Origin of the sequence: Paeniglutamicibacter psychrophenolicus (assembly GCF_030812255.1) — a bacterium.
GTDB classification, from domain to species: domain Bacteria; phylum Actinomycetota; class Actinomycetes; order Actinomycetales; family Micrococcaceae; genus Paeniglutamicibacter; species Paeniglutamicibacter psychrophenolicus_A.
In genome coordinates this window covers 626,082-644,595 of sequence record NZ_JAUSSH010000001.1, presented here as the reverse complement: position 1 = coordinate 644,595, position 18,514 = coordinate 626,082, and the positions used below count along the sequence as shown (strand labels likewise).

The following is an 18,514-nucleotide window of genomic DNA, read 5'->3' as shown; positions in this document are numbered from 1 at the left end:
TCCACATCCCCGCGCACCCCCTCCCGCCGCCGCATCCGGGGGCGCATGCTTGAACCATGACCACAGCAGCAGCCATCGCCCTGCTCACGAACGATCGTGAGGATCCGAGGTACCCAGTGACCCCGGACGATGAGCTGCGCGCCTACACCGCACTGGCGTTGGCCCTCGAGGAACTCGGGCCGCGCATCGCCGAGCACACCAGCTCCCCCACGGAGGCGGCATACTTTGTCCAGGTGGTCGAACGCACCCACCGCGCCACCGGATTCGCCCAGCTCTCGGCCACCGACCTGGCGCAGCGCACCCTGGTCCACGAGCTGCCCGAGGACACCCTCGTCGGGATCAACCGGTGCCTCGCGGACCCGGACGCTTACATCGAGGGAACCATCGATGTGCCCGAAGGCCCCGCCACCCCGCCGAAGGGTCGGCCCACCTTCAAGGACACCACCGAGTTCCTGCAGCGCACCTTCCGCATCGGCTTCATTGAGGCCCGCGACCGAGTGCAGGCCGCCACCCGATTCTTCCCGCACACCGATGTCCATGGCATCGAGCAGCCTCCACAATTCCCGTTGCTGGCCGAGGCACTCGCGGGCGGCCAGGCCTCACCGGACCAGCTTGCCGAGGCCGCCAAGAAGCTGGAGCGGTTGCACCCGGATATCAAGCAGTATCCGAACGCCGAGGAGCTTGCCGCCCGGCTCGAGGCCCAGGTGGCCGACTCCGTGCGGGAAGAAGACCCCCGCAGCACCAACAAGTTGTTCAGCGCCCTCGGGGTCGAGCTCGCCGGCGGCGTCAAGGAACCTTCCGAGGAAGTGTTGCGCGCCAAGCTTGGCGCGTTCTACCGCGGTACCAACGCCGGGATCGCAGAGTTCCTGCTGCGCGTCCGGGCGGCCGATGCCGAGACCCTCCTTGCGCTCTTCGCCCAAATGGACAACCCGCGCACCAAGGCCGGGGACCGCGACAAATTGCTCCAGCAGGCACGGGATCTTTGGAACGGTGCCGAGGCCTCCAATACTTCCAACGGTTCCACCGGTTCCAACAGTTCCAACAGTTCCAACAGTTCCAACAGTTCCAACGGTTCCAACGAATCAGATGCGGCCACCCCCGAGGACGGAAACGGCACGCAAGCCGGCACGGCACCCTCGACTCCGGACTTCCCCGACTTCCTGGTTGATACAGCTACGGGCCTCCCGCTGACCGACCCCGTCGAGGCAGACAAGCTCACCCTGGACCCGGCTCCCTCCGAAGCCAACATCCTGGAAGCCATGAACAACACCGAATACGGCTCCGACGGCCTCACTCCACCGCAGCGGCATCTCCAGGGTTTGATGAATCTGCTCAAGTCCAGTGGCCGCCCACCCAAGGGAACCAGGACGGCGGGGCTTCCTTCACCGGAAATATTCATCATCACGACGCTGGCCGAGCTCGAGGGTCGGGTGGCGCAATCCGGGCTCACGCTGCACGGGCAAAAATACAACCCGGCCGAACTCAGGCATGCCCTGTGCATTGGCGGGGCGATCCCGATCACAATGAACGGGGAAAGCCGGATCCTGGATCTGGGCACCGAGCAGCGCTACTTCCCCGACTACATGCGCAAGACAATCCTCGCCGTCTACGGCGGGTGCATCTTCCCGGGGTGCACCGTGCCGCCGGAGCACTGCGAGATCGACCATGAGGACGAATGGGCCAAGGGCGGATCCACCAAAATCGACGAGGGCAGACCGTTTTGCTCGAACCACGATCATGCCAAGCACACCGGACTCATCGACGTGGTCCGGGATGCCGACGGGCTCTTCTCCGTCATCTTGCCCAAATTCATGGACCCCGAACAACGACCACGACGCAACACCTACTGGCGGCAGTTCAACAGCAACCCGCCGCTGTTCTGAGTCCAACAGCCGTTCTGCGCCCAGGCCGTCCATGCGGCGAAAGCCACCCTTAACGAGGTCGAGCCCCGGCTCCCACACAGTGGGTGACCGGGGCTCGACGCCGTCTCCAGCGGAAAACGGGGACCTAGCCCTCGATGCCCAGCTTCTGAAGCACCAGCTCGCGCACGCGGCCGGCGTCGGCCTGTCCGCGCGTGGCCTTCATGACCGGGCCCATCAGCGCACCGATGGCCTGGAGCTTGCCGCCCTTGACCTTGGCGACCACGTCGGGCATGGCCTCCATGGCGGCGTCGATCGCGGCACCCAAGGCCGAGTCGTCGTTGACGACCGCCAGCGAGCGCTTCTCCACGACCTCGGACGGGGTTCCCTCGCCGGCAACCACGAACTCGAGCACCTGGCGGGCGATCTTGTCGTTGATCTTCTTGGACTCGATCAGCGAGTTCAGCTCGACGATCGTTGCCGAGGTGACGCCCAGGTCGGCAACGTCCTTGTCGGCGTTCTTGGCCAGGCGGGCGATCTCGCCCATCCACCACTTGCGGGCCACCGCTGCGGTCGTGCCCGCGGCAATGGTTTCCTCGATCTGCTCGGTGACACCGGCGTTGACGACGTCGCGGAACTCGGCGTCCGAGTAGCCCCAGTCGGCCTGCAGGCGCTTGCGGCGCTCGGCCGGCGGCTCGGGCAGGCGGGCGCGCAGCTCCTCGATCCACTCGACGGTGGTCACCACGGGAACCAGGTCCGGCTCCGGGAAGTAGCGGTAGTCGTCCGCGTCGGACTTCGGGCGGCCCGAGGTCGTGGTGCGGGTGTCCTCGTGCCAGTGGCGGGTTTCCTGCACGATGGCAGCCCCCGAGTTCAACACCGCAGCGTGGCGCTCGATCTCGAAGCGCACCGCGTGCTCGACGGCGCGCAGCGAGTTCACGTTCTTGGTCTCGGTGCGGGTGCCGAACTTCTCCGCGCCCTTGGGCATCAGCGAGACGTTGGCGTCGCAACGCACGTTGCCGCGCTCCATCTTCGCGTCCGAGACATCCAGGGCCTTGACGATTTCGCGGATCGCCGCGACGTAGGCCTTGGCCAGCTCGGGGGCGCGCTTGCCGGCACCCTCGATGGTCTTGGTGACGATCTCGACCAGCGGCACGCCGGAACGGTTGTAGTCGACCAGCGAGTAGTCGGCGCCCTGGATGCGGCCGGTGGACCCGCCCATGTGGGTGAGCTTTCCGGCGTCCTCTTCCATGTGCGCGCGCTCGATCTCCACGCGGAAGACCTCGCCGTCGGACAGCTCGATGTCGATCCAGCCGTCGTACGCGATCGGGTCGTCGTACTGCGAGGTCTGGAAGTTCTTCGGGGTGTCCGGGTAGAAGTAGTTCTTCCGGGCGAAACCGCACCGCTCGGCGATCTTGCAGTTCAGCGCCAGGCCGATCATGATCGCGTATTCCACCGCGGTCTTGTTGACCACCGGCAGTACGCCGGGCAGGCCCAGGCACACCGGGGTGACGTTGGTGTTGGGCACATCGCCGAAAACGTTCGGTGCGGAGGAGAACATCTTGGTCTTGGTGTTCAGCTCGACGTGGACCTCGAAGCCCAACACCGGGTCGTACTTTTCCAGGGCGACATCGAAGTCGACAAGTTCTTCTTGGTGCATGGCCATGTTAGGCAACCCCTCCGGTGGTGGCGGCGGACAGTTCGGGGGCCGAATCCAGCAGACGGCCGCCCCACTTGTCTTCCAGCAGTTTCTCAAGTGCCGCTCCGGCACGGTACAGGCGGGCATCCTCGCGTGCCGGGGCCAGGAACTGGATGCCGACCGGCAGGCCCTGCGACAGGCCGCCGGGCACGGTGATGCCCGGGATCCCGGCCATGTTGGCGGGGATGGTGGCCACGTCGTTGAGGTACATCGCCAGCGGGTCGTCGGTCTTCGAGCCCAGCTCGAAGGCGACGGTCGGGCTGGTCGGGGAGATCAGCACGTCGGCCTGCGCGAATGCGGCGTCGAAGTCGCGCTGGATCAGCGTGCGGACCTTCTGTGCCGAGCCGTAGTAGGCGTCGTAGTAGCCTGCGCTCAGCGCGTAGGTGCCCAGGATGATGCGGCGCTTGACCTCGTCGCCGAAGCCCGCGGCACGGGTTGCGCCCATGACGCGTTCGATGGTCAGCGGACCCTGGGTGGGAAGCACGCGGGTGCCGAAGCGCACGCCGTCGAACTTCGCCAGGTTGGAGGAGACCTCCGAGGGCATGATCAGGTAGTAGGCGCCCAGCGCGTACTTGAAGTTCGGGCAGGAAACCTCGATGATCTCGGCACCCGCGGCGCGCAGCGCCTCGAGCGATTCGTTGAAGCGCTCTTGGACACCGGCCTCATAGCCCTCGCCCTGCAGTTCCTTGATGACGCCGACGCGCACGCCGGTCATGTCGCCGCTGGCGCCCTGCTCGGCGGCCTCAACGAGGGCCGGCACCGGCTCGTTCAGCGAGGTGGAGTCGGCCGGGTCGTGCCCGCCGATCAGCTCGTGCAGGTACGCGGAGTCAAGCACGGTCCGGGTGACCGGGCCGATCTGGTCAAGCGAGGAGGCCATGGCGATCGCCCCGTAGCGCGAGACCCCGCCGTAGGTCGGCTTCACGCCGACGGTGCCGGTGACGGCTCCGGGCTGGCGGATCGATCCGCCGGTGTCGGTGCCAAGGGCCAGCGGTGCCTCGAAGGCTGCCACTGCGGCGGCGGAACCGCCTCCGGAGCCGCCCGGGATGCGGTCCAGGTCCCACGGGTTGCGGGTCGGGCCGTAGGCCGAGTGCTCGGTGGAGGACCCCATCGCGAACTCGTCCAGGTTGGTCTTGCCGAGCATCGGCAGCTTCGCGGCGCGGATCTTTTCGATCACGGTTGCGTCGTAGGGGCTCATCCAGCCTTCGAGCATCTTCGATGCCGCGGTGGTGGGCTGGCCCTTGGTGACGATGAGGTCCTTGATGGCGATCGGCACGCCGGCGAACGGGTGCAGTGCCTGCGCGTCGGCTCCGCCGGCGGCGCGGATGGCGTCGACCTCGGCGGCCACGGCCAGGGCTTCGTCGGTGTTCACGTGCAGGAAGGCGTGGACGCCGCGGTCTCCGCCGTCAACCTCCGCGATGCGGTCCAGGTGTGCCTGCACGGCCTGCACGGACGTGATCTCGCCTGCGCGCAGCTTGGCCGCGAGCTCGGTGGCGGAAAGTTGGATGATCTGGTTCATGAATTACTCTCCATCCAAAATGGCCGGCACCTTGAAGCGGGTGTCGACCGAGTCCGGTGCGTTCATCAGCGCTTCCTCGGCGGTGAGCGTCGGACCCACGATGTCCTCGCGGAAGACGTTCGACAGGGCAATGGGGTGCGTGGTGGCCGGGACGTCGGCCGAGGCGGCCTCGGAGACCGACGCGATTGATTCGACAATGACACCGAGTTCGCCGGTCATTTTGTCCAGCTCGGCATCGCTCATCTCGATGTGGGCCAGCTGCGCCAAATGCGCAACGTCCTCACGGCTGATGGCAGACATGTATCTCCCTAGGTGGGCGGATGGGGTTTCCCCCCTAGTCTAGTACGCCCGGACCCTGCCCATGGCTTCGCGCGGCCCGCCAGCAGGGCCCTCCCCGGCCCCGTTCCCCCCGGGGCCGGAGCGCCTTGTGGCTAGGAGAATTCGATGACCGCTCCGCGCACCGGCTCACCGGCTTCGGTCCATGGTGAGCTGACCCACGCCGCGGCGCCCGACGAGCCCGCGCCACCGGCAACCGGGCGGCGGATCACGGTGGTCTTGCGGTTTCCGGCAGCCTCGCCGGTTCCCTGGCCGGCGGCGCGGTCCACGCCCACCAGCGGCTCGAGGGTGTGGGAGATGTTCTGGTGCTGCGCCGCCACGTCCCCGGCCAGCAACGCACGCACCTGCGCCTGCCACACCGGGTCGCCCTCGCCGTCGTAGATCCAGCGCACGCCCAGCACCCCGTGCTCGCTGGTGCCCAGCAGCGATGCTTCGGCACCGGGCAACTCCGCCCCGCGATAGCTCAGCGGCACATGGTAGATGACCGGTTCTGCGGGTGCGGTGTCGGCCACGACGATGAATTCCATGCCCACATCGCCGGCCGGGTCATCGAGCCGGAAGCCGCCGAGGGTCTGAAGCACCGGCTTGCCCTCGCCGGCGAACCAATCCTGGCGCGGCAACCACGCCGCGATCAGCTGGTGCTTGGTGGGATCCATGGTGGTGGCAAAAATCTCGCTCATGTTGCGCTCCTGCACGACGTCGACGGATGGAACAGGCGGCCCAGCGCCGTCCGCCCGTGCGGCGGCATCCCGGCCGTGGCCCCACCCTATCGAATCGGCCCATGTCGGTGTGTGGAACCGCGTCACACACCGGATTCACCAGGCGCCAAGGACTAGGCGCTAGAGCGCGAGGGTGTAGACGACCAACACGATCTCGGTGTTCGGGACGTACCAGTCGCGCGCCGAGGCGTGGATGAACCCGTCGGCCTCGTACAGCGCGCGGGCCGCGACCCAGTGCCCGCCGGTGGTCAGCGAGACGGTGTGCACGTCCTCGAGCTCGCCGGCGCGGGCAATCACCGCGTTGAGGAGGGCGCGTCCGGCACCGGAGCGCTGCACGGCCGGGTCGACGACCAGCATCCGGAATTCGAGCTCGCCCTTCAGGGCGATATCCGCGTATTCGCTGCCCGGGCGCACCAGCGTGACCGATCCGATGACCACGCCGTCGCGCTCGGCGACCAGGATCTCGGAGTCGGCATGGCGCTTGGCGACCTGCTGCACGAACTGCAGGTACTCGTGGTCCGGGTCATCGAAGTGCCCGGCATGCAGGTACGAGTCAACGGTGATCCGCGCGATGTGCGGGTAGTCGGCTTCGGTGGCCGGACGGATCAACAGGGTGCCGGCGGGGGCGAGGGTTGCGGTAGTCATTACCTTCCAGTGTGCCAGCCGGCCACACGGCTTGGAGCCCGGCTGCGGCCGCTTGTTGCCAACCTCACCCGGGAGACAACAGCGGACGCGGTGCCCCTCCGGCCAACCCCGTCCCCGCACCGCGCGGCGCCAGCGCCCCGTTGCCTCGCCACCGCATCAAAACTCCGGCAACGGTCCCCGGCCTCTGGTCTTTTGCCCGTTGGTGCCGTTGGCTGGTTGCCATGGCCAACCCACGCACGCCCCGGTGTTCCCCGGCCCGCCCGGGCGAACTCCCGCACTCCCGCACCTGCGCCGCCGGCCGCTCCCGGGCGGTGCTGCGCTGATGTCGTCCGGGACCCCCTCTCCATTCCGCCTGCCGGAGGGCTTCATCGCCACCACGCCGACGACGGCCAAGGCCGCGCCCCGACCCGGCGAGGCCCGACCCGGCGAGGCCCGGCTGCGCACCCTGGCCGCGGCCACGCTGATGCCCGGGTTCACCGGCACGCGGATGCCTGGCTGGATCGCCGACGCGCTGGCAGCCGGGGTGGGATCGGTGTGCATCTACGGCACCAACCTCACCTCCCCCACGCAGCTGGCAACGCTGGTGGCCCGGTTGCGCGCGGCCTCCCCCACGGTGCTGCTGGCCCTGGACGAGGAGGGCGGGGACGTCACCTGCCTGCACTACCTCACCGGTTCCAACCAGCCGGGCAACGCGGTCCTCGGGCGCATCGACGATGCCGCCGCCACCGAGGCCTGCGCCGCGGCCATCGCCGCGGAACTCGTGGCCCTGGGCTTCAACCTGAATCTGGCCCCGGACGCGGACGTGAACTCCACCGCCGCCAATCCGGTGATCGGGGTGCGCAGCTTCGGCGCCGACGCCGCCCTGGTCGCCCGGCACATCGCGGCCTTCACTTCCGGGCTGCAGCGGGCCGGGGTCGCCGCGTGCGCCAAGCACTTCCCGGGCCACGGCGACACCGCCACCGACTCGCACCTGGCCCTGCCCACCATCGCGGTGGACGCGCACACGCTGCGCACCCGCGAGCTGGTGCCCTTTGCCGCCGCGATCGCCGCGGGCACCGCCAGCGTCATGACCAGCCACATCATGGTCCCGGTGCTCGACGCGGAAAACCCCGCAACGTTCTCCCGGGCGATCCTGCAGGATGTGCTGCGCGGGGAGCTCGGCTTCGAGGGCGCCATCATCACCGATGCACTGGACATGGCCGGGGCCTGCGCGATCACCGGCATCAAGGCCGCAGCGGTGCGGGCCCTGGCCGCCGGCGCCGATCTGCTCTGCCTGGGTTCGGAAACCACCGCGGAGCGCTACGCGGGGATCCTGGGGGCCATCGTCGATGCCGTGTACGCCGGGGACCTGCAGGCCGCCCGGTTGGAGGACGCCGCAAGGCGCGTCGCGGTGCTGGGCGCCGCCTACCGGCCGCGGGCAGCCGGTTCCCCGGTTCCCGCGGCCATCACCGCGGGCGCGGTCCCGGATGCCGCGGCCATCACCGCGGCCTTCGACATCGGGCCGGCCGCACGCGACTGGCTGGCGGACCCTGCCGCACCGCTGCTCATCCAGGTCGACAGCGAAGCGAACATGGCCGTCGGGCACGTCCCGTGGGGACCGGCCTCCGCCGGGGCGGCGGGCACCCTGAAGCATGCCGATCCGTCGGCGAAGATCGCCCTGGTCGGCCGCGGGCTGGACGCGGACCACCGGATCTGGCAGATCGCCGACGGGCTGCGCGCCGATGCCCGCACGCTCATCGTCGTGGAGTGCGGCTGGCCCCGCGGCGGGGCGGACCTGGTGACCTTCGGCGCCTCGCGCACCGTCTCGCGAGCGCTGGTCGAGCTTTTGGCCCCGGGCCCGGCTGGAATGCCCGGCCACGATCGGGATACGCTCTAGGTTCGCCATGCGTGCCCGCACGGCCGCACCGCTGGCCCACATTCCCGCACCACCTTGAAGGAACACCCACATGGAAGTACTGATCGCCGCCACCGCCGAGGAAGCCGCGGAGTTCGCCGCCGAGGCGGTGCTTGACGGGCTGCGTTCGCGCACCGAGGGCAACACCGTCCTGGGCGTGGCCACCGGGTCCACCCCGCTGGGCCTCTACAGCGAGCTGGCCAAGGCGGTGGCCGGCGGCGAGGTCGACTTCGGCGACACCCTGGCCTTCGCGCTGGACGAGTACGTCGGCCTGGAGGGCACCCACGAGCAGTCCTACCGCCAGACCCTGGTCCGCGAGCTGTGCGAGGTCATCGGCATCCGCGAGGAAAACCTGTTCACCCCCAACGGCTTCGGGGATTCCGAGGAGCAGATCCGCGCGCAGTCCGCCGCCTACGACGCGGCCATCGCCGCCGCCGGCGTCGACGTGCAGATCTTGGGCATCGGCGCCAACGGCCACATCGGCTTCAACGAGCCCGGTTCCTCGCTGCGCTCCCGCACCCGCATCAAGCGCCTGTCCTCCAAGACCCGCGAGGACAACGCGCGCTTCTTCGACGGGCTCGACGCGGTCCCCACGCACTCGGTGACCCAGGGCCTGGGCACCATCCTCGAGGCCCGCCGCGTGGTTATGGTCGCCACCGGTAGCCACAAGGCCGCCGCGGTGGCCACCGCGCTGGAGGGGCCGCTGTCCTCGGCCTGCCCCGGCTCGGTGCTGCAGCTGCACCCGGACGCCGTGGTGGTGCTCGACGAGGCCGCCGCCGTGGGCCTGAAGAACCGCGACTACTACGACGACTCGGCCGCCGGCCTGCAGTTCGGCATCTAGCACTCCGCCCGGCAGCACGCACCGGGTCCCGCAATCGGGGCCGACGACGAAGCCCGCCGCCCCCGTGGTCCACGGAGGCGGTGGGCTTTTGCGTGTCCGCTGCGCTACGTTGCGGGTTCCCCGGCGGGCAGCGCGTCGAAGTCCAGGTGGCCGGCGGCCTGCCAGCCCGGGTCGGTGCGCGGGCGCAGCACCGGCAGCCCGGCCTCTGCCGCGATCAGCGCGCCGGCCGCCCAGTCGAACTCCTGGGTGCCGTACTCCGCATACGCATCGAGCGTGCCGTCGGCGACCAGGCACAGATCCAGCGCGGCCGAGCCGATGCGCCGCACGTTGGCGAAGCCGGGCATCAGGCCCAGCAGCGCGCCGACCTGGAACTGGCGGCGGTCCGCGTCGTATCCGAAGCCGGTGGCCAGCAGACGCCCGGCCTCCTCCCTGTCGCCGCCGGCCAGCCGCTGCGCCCGGGTCGCGCTGCCGCCGCGGCGGGCGTCGGAGCCCACGTGCAGCGTCGAGTCCACCAGCCAGGCACCGTCCCCGGCGGCGGCGTAGTACTCGGTGCCCAACGCCGGGGCGTTGACGGCGGCGGCCAGCCAGCCGTGCGTGCCCGCATCCATGGCCGCGGCGTCGGCGGCCAGCGAGTTCCCGCCGGGTGCCGCCGGATGTCCCGGGACATCGGCAGCATCGGTGGTGGCTTCGGAAGCGGCCTTCTCGGCGGGCGTTGCCGCCGCGGTCTCGTCGAGCGGCCCGAAGACCGCCACCGAGGTGCAGTAGTACACGATGCCGCGCACGAAGTTCGCGGTGCCGTCGAGCGGGTCGATGGACCAGCGATAGCCCGAGGGTTCCGCCGGCACCGTGCGGCCGTATTCCTCGCCGGTGATCGCGTCGTTGGGGCGGGCCGCGGCGATCACGTCGCGCACCGCCATTTCCGCCCGGCGGTCGAAGTCGGTGACCCAGTCGCCCGCGGCACTCTTGGTGTCCGCGGCAACCCGGCCGCGTCCGCGTTCGGCCAGCACCGCGGCCCCGGCGGCGGCCGCCTCGCGGGCCACGGCCAGCAGCTGGCGGCGCAGCGAGGGGTCCTGGCCCTCGGATGGCTCGGCGGCACCCTGTGCCGATTGCTTGTGTTTGGGGTTGGTGTTCATGTGCTGCTCCTTGGTGACGTCGGGACCGGGACCTGCGAACAGGACGGCGGGGATTGCGGGCCGGGCCGGCGTGGGCCCGCGGCGCTATGCCTCGGGGTTGGGCCGCCCCTGAACCGCCTCGGGTCCGCCGTTGAGCAGCAGCACGAAGCCCTCCTCGTCGAGCACCTGCACGCCCAGGGCGACCGCCTTGTCCAGCTTTGACCCGGCGGCCTCGCCGGCCACCAGGTAGGCGGTGTTCCTGGAGACCGACCCGGCGGCCTTGCCGCCGCGGATGATGATCGCTTCCTTCGCGGCGTCGCGGCTGTAGGTCGGCAGCGTGCCGGTGACCACGATGCTCATCCCCTCCAGGTGCTTGACGATGGACTCATCCTGCTCGTCCTTCATCAGGACCCCGGCCGCCGCCCAGGCCGAAATGATGTCCCGGTGCCAGCCAACGCTGAACCAATCGATCAGTGCATCGGCGATGATCGCGCCGACCCCGTCGACCTCGGCCAGCGCCTCGCGGGCGCCCTCCGCCTCCAGCGCCTCGATGATCTTGTCCATCGACCCGTACCGGGTGGCCAGCGAGCGCGAGGCGGTGGGCCCCACGTGCCGGATGGACAAGCCGACCAGCACCCGCCACAGCGGCTTGGCCTTGGCCTTCTCCAGCTCGTCGAAGAGCTTTTCGGTGGTCCGGGTCGGGCCCGAGGGCTTCTTGGCGGTGGCCTTGGAGTAGAAGTACGGGACCAGCTGAAACTTCCCGGTGCCCTCGCCCTTGGTGCGGATCTCCCGCCACACCTGGACGTCGGCCAGTGTCTGGCGCAGCGCGGGATCCGGGTTGCCGGCGGCCAAATCGAAGATCGCCGCCTCGTTGCGCAGCGGGCCGGGGCCGGCCGGGACGATGACCCCGCCGTTTTCCGCCGGGTCTTCGCCGGGGCCGATGGTCAGCGCCTGCGCTGCCTCGTAGCCCAGCGCCTCGATGTCGAAGGCGCCGCGCCCGCCCAAGTGGGCGACGCGTTCGGTCAGTTGCACCGGGCAGGATTCGGCGTTGGGGCAGCGGATGTCCACGTCGCCCTCCTTGGCCGGGGCCAGCGGCGTCCCGCAGGAGGGGCAGGTGGTGGGCATCACGAACTCGGTCTCGGTGCCGTCGCGCAGCGGCAGCACTGGCCCGACGATTTCCGGGATCACGTCCCCGGCCTTGCGCAGGATCACGGTGTCCCCGATCAGCACGCCCTTGGCCTTGACCACGTCCTGGTTGTGCAGCGTCGCGCGCTCCACCGTGGACCCGGCGACCAGCACCGGTTCCATGATGCCGAAGGGGGTGACCCGGCCGGTGCGGCCCACCTGCACCTGGATGTCCAACAGCTTGGTGTTGACCTCCTCGGGCGGGTACTTGTAGGCCACCGCCCAGCGCGGGACCCGGGAGGTGAAGCCGAGGTTGCGCTGGATCTCGAAGGAGTCGGTCTTCACCACGATGCCGTCGATCTCGTGCAGCAGGTCGTGGCGGTGCTCCCCGTTTTCGGCGATGAACCCGAGCACCTCATCGAGGGTGTCGACGACGCGCGAGTACGGGGAGACCGGCAGGCCCCAGGAGGCCATCAGCGCGTAGGTTTCCGACTGGGTGGCCGCGGCCAGGCCGGCGCGCACGCCGAACCCGTGGACGAACATCTGCAGCGGGCGCTTGGCGGTTTCCGCCGGGTCCTTCTGCCGGATGGAGCCGGCCGCGGCGTTGCGCGGGTTGGCCAGCGGGGCCTTGCCCGCTTCGATGAGCGCCTCGTTGTAGGCGGCGAAGTCGGCCGAGGGGATGAAGATCTCCCCACGGACCTCGACCTCCTCGGGCCAGTTCTCCCCCTGGAGCTGGGTGGGGATCGACTTGATGGTCAGCACGTTGTGCGTGACGTCCTCCCCGGTGGTGCCGTCCCCGCGGGTGGCGGCGCGCACCAGCTTGCCCTGGCGGTAGAGCAGGTTTACCGCCAGCCCGTCGATCTTGACCTCGCAGAGCCACTTCAGCTCGTGCCCGGCGGCGCGCAGCGCGGCGTTGGCCGCGGTCTTTTCGCCCCAGGCGGTGACCTCCTCCAGGGAGAACACGTCCTCCAGCGAGTACATGCGCGAAAGGTGGACCACCTCGGCGAAGGCCGCGGAGACCTCGCCGCCGACCTCCTGGGTGGGCGAGTCGTTGGCGACGATTTCGGGGTGCTGCGCCTCGAGCAGCTCGAGGCGGGAGTACAACTTGTCGAACTCGGCGTCGGAGATCAGCGGGGCGTCGTCGTTGTAGTAGGCGGCGCGGTGCTTGCGGACCTCGTCGGTGAGCTGTACGTATTCGGCGCGCAGGGCCTCGTCGGGGACCACTGCCCCGGCCTCCAGGGCTTCGGCCAGGACGTGGGCATCCTCGGGCGGGCGGGCGGCAACGGGCTGGTGCGTCTCGGGCTGCGGGGTCGGTTCTTCGTGGCTCACCCCTCCATTTTGCCCCAGAACGTCCCCGGGTTGGTGTCCGGGGCCGGTGCCCGTGTGGCGCGTCGTGCCCGGCGTGCGCCCGATCAGGCCGCGGGGCCCTCGATATCGACGATGACCACCGAGATGTTGTCCCGTCCGCCGCTGGCCAGGGCGGCGTCGATGAGCCGGCCCACGGCCTCGGTGCGGTCCGGGGTGTTGGCCAGGATCTGTTCGATGGCCGCGTGCTCGACCTCGCCGGTGAGCCCGTCGGTGCACAGCAGGTAGCGGTCCCCGGGGCGCGGGTGGTGGAACTGGGTGTCGGGGACCGAGTTGCCGCCGGCGCCCAGCGCCCGGGTGATCAGGTTGCGCTGCGGGTGGATGCGGGCCTCGGCCTCGGTGATGATGCCGCCGTCGATCAGTTCCTGGACCGCGGAGTGATCGCGGGTCAGCTGCCTGAGCACGCCGGCGCGCAGCCGGTAGCCGCGCGAGTCCCCCACGTTGAGCAGCATCAGCCGGACCGTGTCGGCCTCCGCCGGGGTGCCGGCCCCCGGGAGCGGGATCTCGGTGACCTTCGCGGAGGTGGCGGCAACCGCCGGCGGCACGGCGCCGGCGGCCAGTGCCGCGTCGGCCTGCGCGCGCGGGAGCACATCGGTGGTGGGCTCCGGGTCCCCCGCCCCGGCCTGGCCGGCCGCGTTGGATGCCTCGGGCCCGTCGCCTGCTTCGCGGGAATCCCGGGATGCGGCCGGCTCGTTGGATTCGCGGGTGCTGGACAGGTAGCGCGGGGTGCCCAGCGCCGGAAGCGGCAGGTGCAGCGCCTCGGTGGTGTCAGGATCCTGCCCGGCGGGCCCGGCGACGGCCGGAAGGGCCGAGGTTTCGGGCGTGGCCGGGGTGCCGGAGGTCTGCGCGGGCCAGGTGCCGCCGTCGTCCTCCACGCGCACCAGCGCCAGCGCGCACAGCGTGGTTCCGCCGCGGGCACCGATGGCCTGGCGGATGCGGACATCGGCCGCGGTGACCTGCGCCAGCACGTCGCGGGCGTGCGGCAGCAGCGTTTGCTGGTCGCCGGCATCGCAGGGGCCGGCGGCGATCTCGTTCAGCGTCCCGATGCCCAGGCGCGAGGCCAGGTCGCCGGCCTCGTGCCCGCCCATGCCGTCGGCCACCGCAAAGATGGTTCCGGCCTCGAGCACCGAGTCCTCGTTGACCGCGCGGCGCAGCCCGATGTCGGTTGCCGCCACGGCATGAACCTGCCCGAATCCGAAGCGCATCTAGTCCAGCACCAGCCCCGAGCCGGTGCCCGGTGCCAGGAGCACCGGGTTGATGTCGCCGAAGCCGCGCACCGCGGTGGTTTCCTGCGGCTGCAGCACGAAGCGGGCGTCCCCGGCCAGCGTGGAGGCGGTCAGCTCGTCGGTGAGCACGGTTCCGGGCTCGGCCAGCGAGGTCAGTCTCGCGGCCAGGTTCACCGTGGGCCCGTAGATGTCGCCCAGGCGGGAAAGCACCCGGCCCCAGACCAGCGCGACCCGGGTGTTGGGCAACAGCTCGTCGGCCGCAAACTCCCGGGACATCGCCAGGGCGATCTGCGCGCCGGCCTGCGGCGTCTCGGCCACGAAGAGCACCTCGTCGCCGACCGTCTTGACCAGCCGGCCGCCGCCGATGGAGATGATTTCCGCGCACTTGGATTCGAAGCGCTGCACCAGCTGGGCCAGGGTGCGTTCGTTCATCCGGCGCGAGAGCGAGGTGTAGGAGACCAGGTCCGCGAAGCCGACCGCGCGGGCCAGCGGCAGCGGGGCGTCGTCCTCGGAGCCGTCGCGACCCTCGGCGGAGGCGGCCAGGCCGGTCTCGGCGCGCACGGCCAGGCGGTGGACCGCGGCGTTCAGCTGCCGGCGCCAGGAGTAGACCAGCAGCTCCTCGAGCGGCGAGATGAGCTCGGGCAGCAGGTTCACCAGGTTGCGCCGCGCCTCGGGGTCGCTCATCTTCTGGTTCTGCACCATGTCCTCGACCAGTGCCTCGACCTGCCAGACCACCATGCGGTCGGTCATCTGGCCGATGGAACGGGTCAGCGAGATCGCGGTTTCCTCGGTGAGGATGCCGTCGCGGACCATGTTCAGCATCAGCTTGAGCGCGTCCTGGTCGACGGTGGTGAAGAAGACCTCTTCGTCGCCCAGGTTCGGGAAGCCCATGGCGCGCCAGATCTTGCGGGCCGAGAGCAGCGAGACTCCGGCCCCCGCGGCCATTTCGCGTCGGCGCATGGTGCGGTCGGCGCCCAGCAGGCGCAGCTCCAGTTCGCGGACCGCGTCGCGTGCCGGTGCCGGGGTGGACCCGTCGACCTGGTCCGGGCGCTTCATCGCCTCGACCAGTTCGGCAAGCGGGTCATCGAGCGCCGGTTCGATCTCCGCCGCCCGGTGCACCGTGGCGGGGTGGACCGTGGCCGGGTGCGTCGCGCCGTTGGCCTCGGGTGCCGGGGTCTCGGACGACTCGGCGGGATGGCGCTGGGCACGGGCCGCGTCGCGGGCAGCGGTGGGCGCGGCGGGTTGGGTGCCCGTCGCCGGCGACCGCTCACTCATGCTGCGTCCATTCTCTTCGTTCGTGGTGGTGTTGCTGGTCATGCTGGTGGGGCGCTTCGTTCGTCGGCTTCATCGGCGGCCCGCTGCCGTCGGCTTCTTCCATGTTTACACCATCGACCCGGGGGAAGTGCGGCAGTGCACCGATCGCCCCGATGCAGTATCCGCGCATGCGGGCCACCGCCGGGACGTGCGGGATGTTGAAACGTTGTTCGGCCAGCACCAGGGTCAGCGTCCCGGGGGCAAGCTCCGGCGCTTTGGGTCTCACCACGGCAACGATATCGTGGATTGCGTACAACCCGATGGAATGTTGCCCCGCGGCCCGGCGTCCGCGCTTGGTGACGATGCGCTCGGTGGTCAGGTAGATGAAGCTGTTGGCCCAGCGGATCCACGGCCGCAGGCACCAGATGACCAGCAGCACGGCGAACACCACGGCCAGCAGCGCCAGCGCCAGCGCGCGTGCCTCGACGACCCACCCGGGAAGGTCCTCGCGCAGCAACAGGCCCAGCAGGTAGCAGGTGCCGGCGACCAGGAGCAGGAAGCGCAGCAGCGGCCCGCGCAGCACCCGGCGGTGCGCACGGGTCTTGACGAGGACTCGCTCGCGCTTCTCCAGTATCAATTTCACGTCCCGGCTCCTTCAACCCACACACCGGTTGTGCGTGCCGGTCTTGCTCCTTCCATGGTAGAGCCAGTGCACCCACGTTTCGGATCCGGGCGCCGCACATCGTTGCGTGATGTGTCCTGCATTGGCGCCATTGCTTCGATGCCCGGGGACTCGTCCCGCCGGTTCAGGGCACCGGCCGGCCGGTGGTTTCGCGAACGCCCGCCGGGAGTATCCGGCCCCGGGCGTTCTAGGCGTAGGAGCCGTCGGAGCGGCGCAGGTGCGTCACGTCCCCTGCCATCACGCTGTGCACCGTGCCGTCGTCCTGGCGCACCTTCAGCGATCCGTCGGCGTCCAGGTCGATGGCGGTGCCGCGCAGCACCGTGCCGTTGGGCAGGTGCGCATCGACGCGGTGCCCGATCGTCACCATGACCGAGCGCACCACCTCGCGCAGCGTGGCTTCCGGAGCCTCCGGCGTTTCCGCGTCAGGCGTTTCCGCATCCGTTGCCCCGGCCCCCGCCGTGTAGCGGGCCTTGGCGGACGCATTCCCGCCGGCGCTCTCGAAGGTCCGGAACAGTTGCGCGACCCGGCGCAGGTAGCCGTCCAGCAGCGCGGTGCGATCCACCGTGGCCGCACCCAGCATCCCCAGGCTGGCGGCGGTGTCCACCGGCAGCTCGGCGGCGGTGAGGCTCACGTTCAACCCGGCACCCACCACGACCACCGGGCCAGCGGGCCGCATGACCAGCTGGGCCAGCACACCGCAGACCTTCTTGCCCTCGGCCACCACGTCGTTGGGCCACTTTAGCCCGGCAGCCAGGGAGGCGTCTTCGCGCAGCGTCTGCACCATGGCCGCGGCGCAGAGCATCGACAGCCAGGCCAGGCCCGAGGAATCGAACCCGGGGCCCGGGCGGAAGTAGATGGACGAGGCCAGGGCGCTGCGCGCCGGGGTCTGCCAGTCGCGCCCGAGCCGCCCGTGCCCGGCCATCTGGTGCTCGGTGGTTTCCACCGACAGGTTGGCCAGGTCCGCGCCGTGGGCACGTGTGGCCAGGTCGTCGTTGGTGGATCCGGTGTGCTCGGAAATCCACAGCTCCCCCAGGCCGGCCGCGGCCATGCCCCGGCGCAGGGCGGCGGCATCCAGCGGCGCGCGGTCGGCCTCGGAGATCTCGAAGGCGCTGAAAGTTTCGTGCTCCGGCCCGGGGACCTGTGGGTTGCTCATGAACCCAAGACTAGCCAGTCTTTCTTGGCATTCGCCACGGCGGCGGCGGGCACCGACGGGTTCCTAGAGGAAGATGTCGCCGATCAGGTCGGATTCGTCCGCTCCCATGGAATAGCCGGACAGGTCGGTGGTCCCGGCGGCGGCCAGCACGGCCTCGTCGGTGAAGAAGTTCCCGCTGCAGGTGCGCGCGTCCGAGGTGAGGATCGCGTGTGCGGCATCGGCCACGATGCTTGCCGAGCGGGCAGCCTTGACCATCCGCTCCCCACCGGGCATGTTGCGGATCGCGGCGGTGTCGATCAGTGTGGCGGGCCACAGCGAGTTCACCCCGATCCCGGTGCCGCGCAGCTCTTGCGCCAGCCCCAGGGTGGTCATGCTCATGCCGTACTTGGCCATGGTGTAGGCCAGGTGCATGCCCGCCCACTTGGGGTCCAGGTTCAGCGGCGGGGAGAGCGTGAGGATGTGCCCGTTGGCGCTTTCGCGCAGGTGCGGCAGGGCGGTCTTGGACAGCAGGAAGGTGCCGCGGACGTTGATGTCCATCATCAGGTCGTATTTCTTCATGGACACCTCGTCGGTCTTGGACAGGTCGATGGCCGAGGCGTTGTTGACCACCACATCGATGCCGCCGAAACGCTCTTTTGCCTGCGCGACGGCGGAGATCACGTCTTCGTCGTTGCGCACGTCCCCCACGATGGCCAGCGCCGCGCCGCCGGCGGCGGTGATCTGGTCCGCGGCGGTGAACACGGTCCCGGCGAGGTTCGCCTGCGCGGTGGCGGTCTTGGCCATGATGGCGACGTTCGCCCCGTCGGCGGCCGCGCGCAGCGCGATGGCCAGCCCGATGCCGCGCGAGCCCCCGCTCATCAGGATGGTCTTGCCCTTCAGGGGCCTGGCGTTGGCTGCGATCTTCCCGCGGTTCAATTCACTCATGTGAGCCACATTACGGGAACCCCCGGTACTAAGGCTACTCACCAGTAACTTGTTTTATGGACGACTTGGCCCCCGGCGCGACACGATTTTGTAGCTTTCCTACACACGGAAGCGCACAAAGCCTCATTAGACTGGCCAAGGTGGCATGGTTGTTGTGCCTTTCCTAC

15 protein-coding genes are annotated in these 18,514 nt (G+C 70.0%); 3 read left to right on the top strand and 12 right to left on the bottom strand.

The genetic code is table 11. The features are described 5' to 3' along the window. The first annotated feature begins 56 nt into the window (after positions 1 to 56). On the top strand, positions 57 to 1,883 hold the full coding sequence (locus tag J2T21_RS02790) for an HNH endonuclease signature motif containing protein (protein ID WP_307578195.1): 1,827 nt from the start codon (positions 57 to 59) through the stop codon (positions 1,881 to 1,883). Between the two features lie 124 nt (positions 1,884 to 2,007). Here the strand turns inward: J2T21_RS02790 and gatB are convergent, their stop codons facing one another. From gatB to J2T21_RS02765, 5 genes are all read right to left on the bottom strand, one after another. After that, positions 2,008 to 3,522: an Asp-tRNA(Asn)/Glu-tRNA(Gln) amidotransferase subunit GatB gene (gene gatB, locus J2T21_RS02785; RefSeq protein ID WP_373457876.1), complete on the bottom strand. Its 1,515-nt coding sequence runs from the start codon at positions 3,520 to 3,522 to the stop codon at positions 2,008 to 2,010. Between the two features lies 1 nt (position 3,523). Further along, positions 3,524 to 5,071 carry an Asp-tRNA(Asn)/Glu-tRNA(Gln) amidotransferase subunit GatA gene (gene gatA, locus J2T21_RS02780; protein ID WP_307578193.1) on the bottom strand — a complete coding sequence of 516 codons (1,548 nt, stop codon included), beginning with the start codon at positions 5,069 to 5,071 and terminating at the stop codon, positions 3,524 to 3,526. A 3-nt stretch (positions 5,072 to 5,074) separates the two neighbouring features. Then, positions 5,075 to 5,371: an Asp-tRNA(Asn)/Glu-tRNA(Gln) amidotransferase subunit GatC gene (gene gatC, locus J2T21_RS02775; protein WP_307578191.1), complete on the bottom strand. Its 297-nt coding sequence runs from the start codon at positions 5,369 to 5,371 to the stop codon at positions 5,075 to 5,077. Positions 5,372 to 5,502: 131 nt separating this feature from the next. Continuing rightward, on the bottom strand, positions 5,503 to 6,087 hold the full coding sequence (locus J2T21_RS02770) for a maltokinase N-terminal cap-like domain-containing protein (RefSeq protein ID WP_307578189.1): 585 nt from the start codon (positions 6,085 to 6,087) through the stop codon (positions 5,503 to 5,505). 159 nt (positions 6,088 to 6,246) lie between these two features. After that, on the bottom strand, positions 6,247 to 6,771 hold the full coding sequence (locus J2T21_RS02765; protein ID WP_307578187.1) for a GNAT family N-acetyltransferase: 525 nt from the start codon (positions 6,769 to 6,771) through the stop codon (positions 6,247 to 6,249). 322 nt (positions 6,772 to 7,093) lie between these two features. On the opposite strand from J2T21_RS02765, the gene J2T21_RS02760 reads away from it, so the two are divergent. Both J2T21_RS02760 and J2T21_RS02755 read left to right on the top strand, forming a co-directional pair. Next, on the top strand, positions 7,094 to 8,647 hold the full coding sequence (locus J2T21_RS02760) for a glycoside hydrolase family 3 N-terminal domain-containing protein (protein ID WP_307578185.1): 1,554 nt from the start codon (positions 7,094 to 7,096) through the stop codon (positions 8,645 to 8,647). A 70-nt stretch (positions 8,648 to 8,717) separates the two neighbouring features. After that, positions 8,718 to 9,506: a glucosamine-6-phosphate deaminase gene (locus tag J2T21_RS02755; protein ID WP_307578183.1), complete on the top strand. Its 789-nt coding sequence runs from the start codon at positions 8,718 to 8,720 to the stop codon at positions 9,504 to 9,506. Between the two features lie 104 nt (positions 9,507 to 9,610). Here J2T21_RS02755 and J2T21_RS02750 read toward each other — a convergent pair whose 3' ends face one another. From J2T21_RS02750 to J2T21_RS02720, 7 genes are all read right to left on the bottom strand, one after another. Continuing rightward, positions 9,611 to 10,639, bottom strand: coding sequence for an inositol monophosphatase family protein (locus J2T21_RS02750; protein ID WP_307578182.1), 1,029 nt, complete (start codon positions 10,637 to 10,639; stop codon positions 9,611 to 9,613). 84 nt (positions 10,640 to 10,723) lie between these two features. Next, positions 10,724 to 13,072 carry an NAD-dependent DNA ligase LigA gene (gene ligA, locus J2T21_RS02745; RefSeq protein ID WP_373457875.1) on the bottom strand — a complete coding sequence of 783 codons (2,349 nt, stop codon included), beginning with the start codon at positions 13,070 to 13,072 and terminating at the stop codon, positions 10,724 to 10,726. Positions 13,073 to 13,155: 83 nt separating this feature from the next. After that, entirely contained in the window at positions 13,156 to 14,283 is a 1,128-nt protein-coding gene (locus J2T21_RS02740) for a PP2C family protein-serine/threonine phosphatase (protein WP_307578180.1), read from the bottom strand. Positions 14,284 to 14,313: 30 nt separating this feature from the next. Beyond that, positions 14,314 to 15,390: an adenylate/guanylate cyclase domain-containing protein gene (locus tag J2T21_RS02735; RefSeq protein ID WP_307578344.1), complete on the bottom strand. Its 1,077-nt coding sequence runs from the start codon at positions 15,388 to 15,390 to the stop codon at positions 14,314 to 14,316. Positions 15,391 to 15,601: 211 nt separating this feature from the next. Next, entirely contained in the window at positions 15,602 to 16,231 is a 630-nt protein-coding gene (locus J2T21_RS02730) for a hypothetical protein (protein WP_307578178.1), read from the bottom strand. A gap of 226 nt (positions 16,232 to 16,457) precedes the next feature. Next, a complete protein-coding gene (locus tag J2T21_RS02725) occupies positions 16,458 to 17,423 on the bottom strand; it encodes a biotin--[acetyl-CoA-carboxylase] ligase (RefSeq protein WP_307578176.1) in 966 nt (321 codons plus the stop codon). A gap of 63 nt (positions 17,424 to 17,486) precedes the next feature. Continuing rightward, on the bottom strand, positions 17,487 to 18,347 hold the full coding sequence (locus tag J2T21_RS02720; RefSeq protein ID WP_307578174.1) for an SDR family oxidoreductase: 861 nt from the start codon (positions 18,345 to 18,347) through the stop codon (positions 17,487 to 17,489). Positions 18,348 to 18,514: the final 167 nt, after the last annotated feature.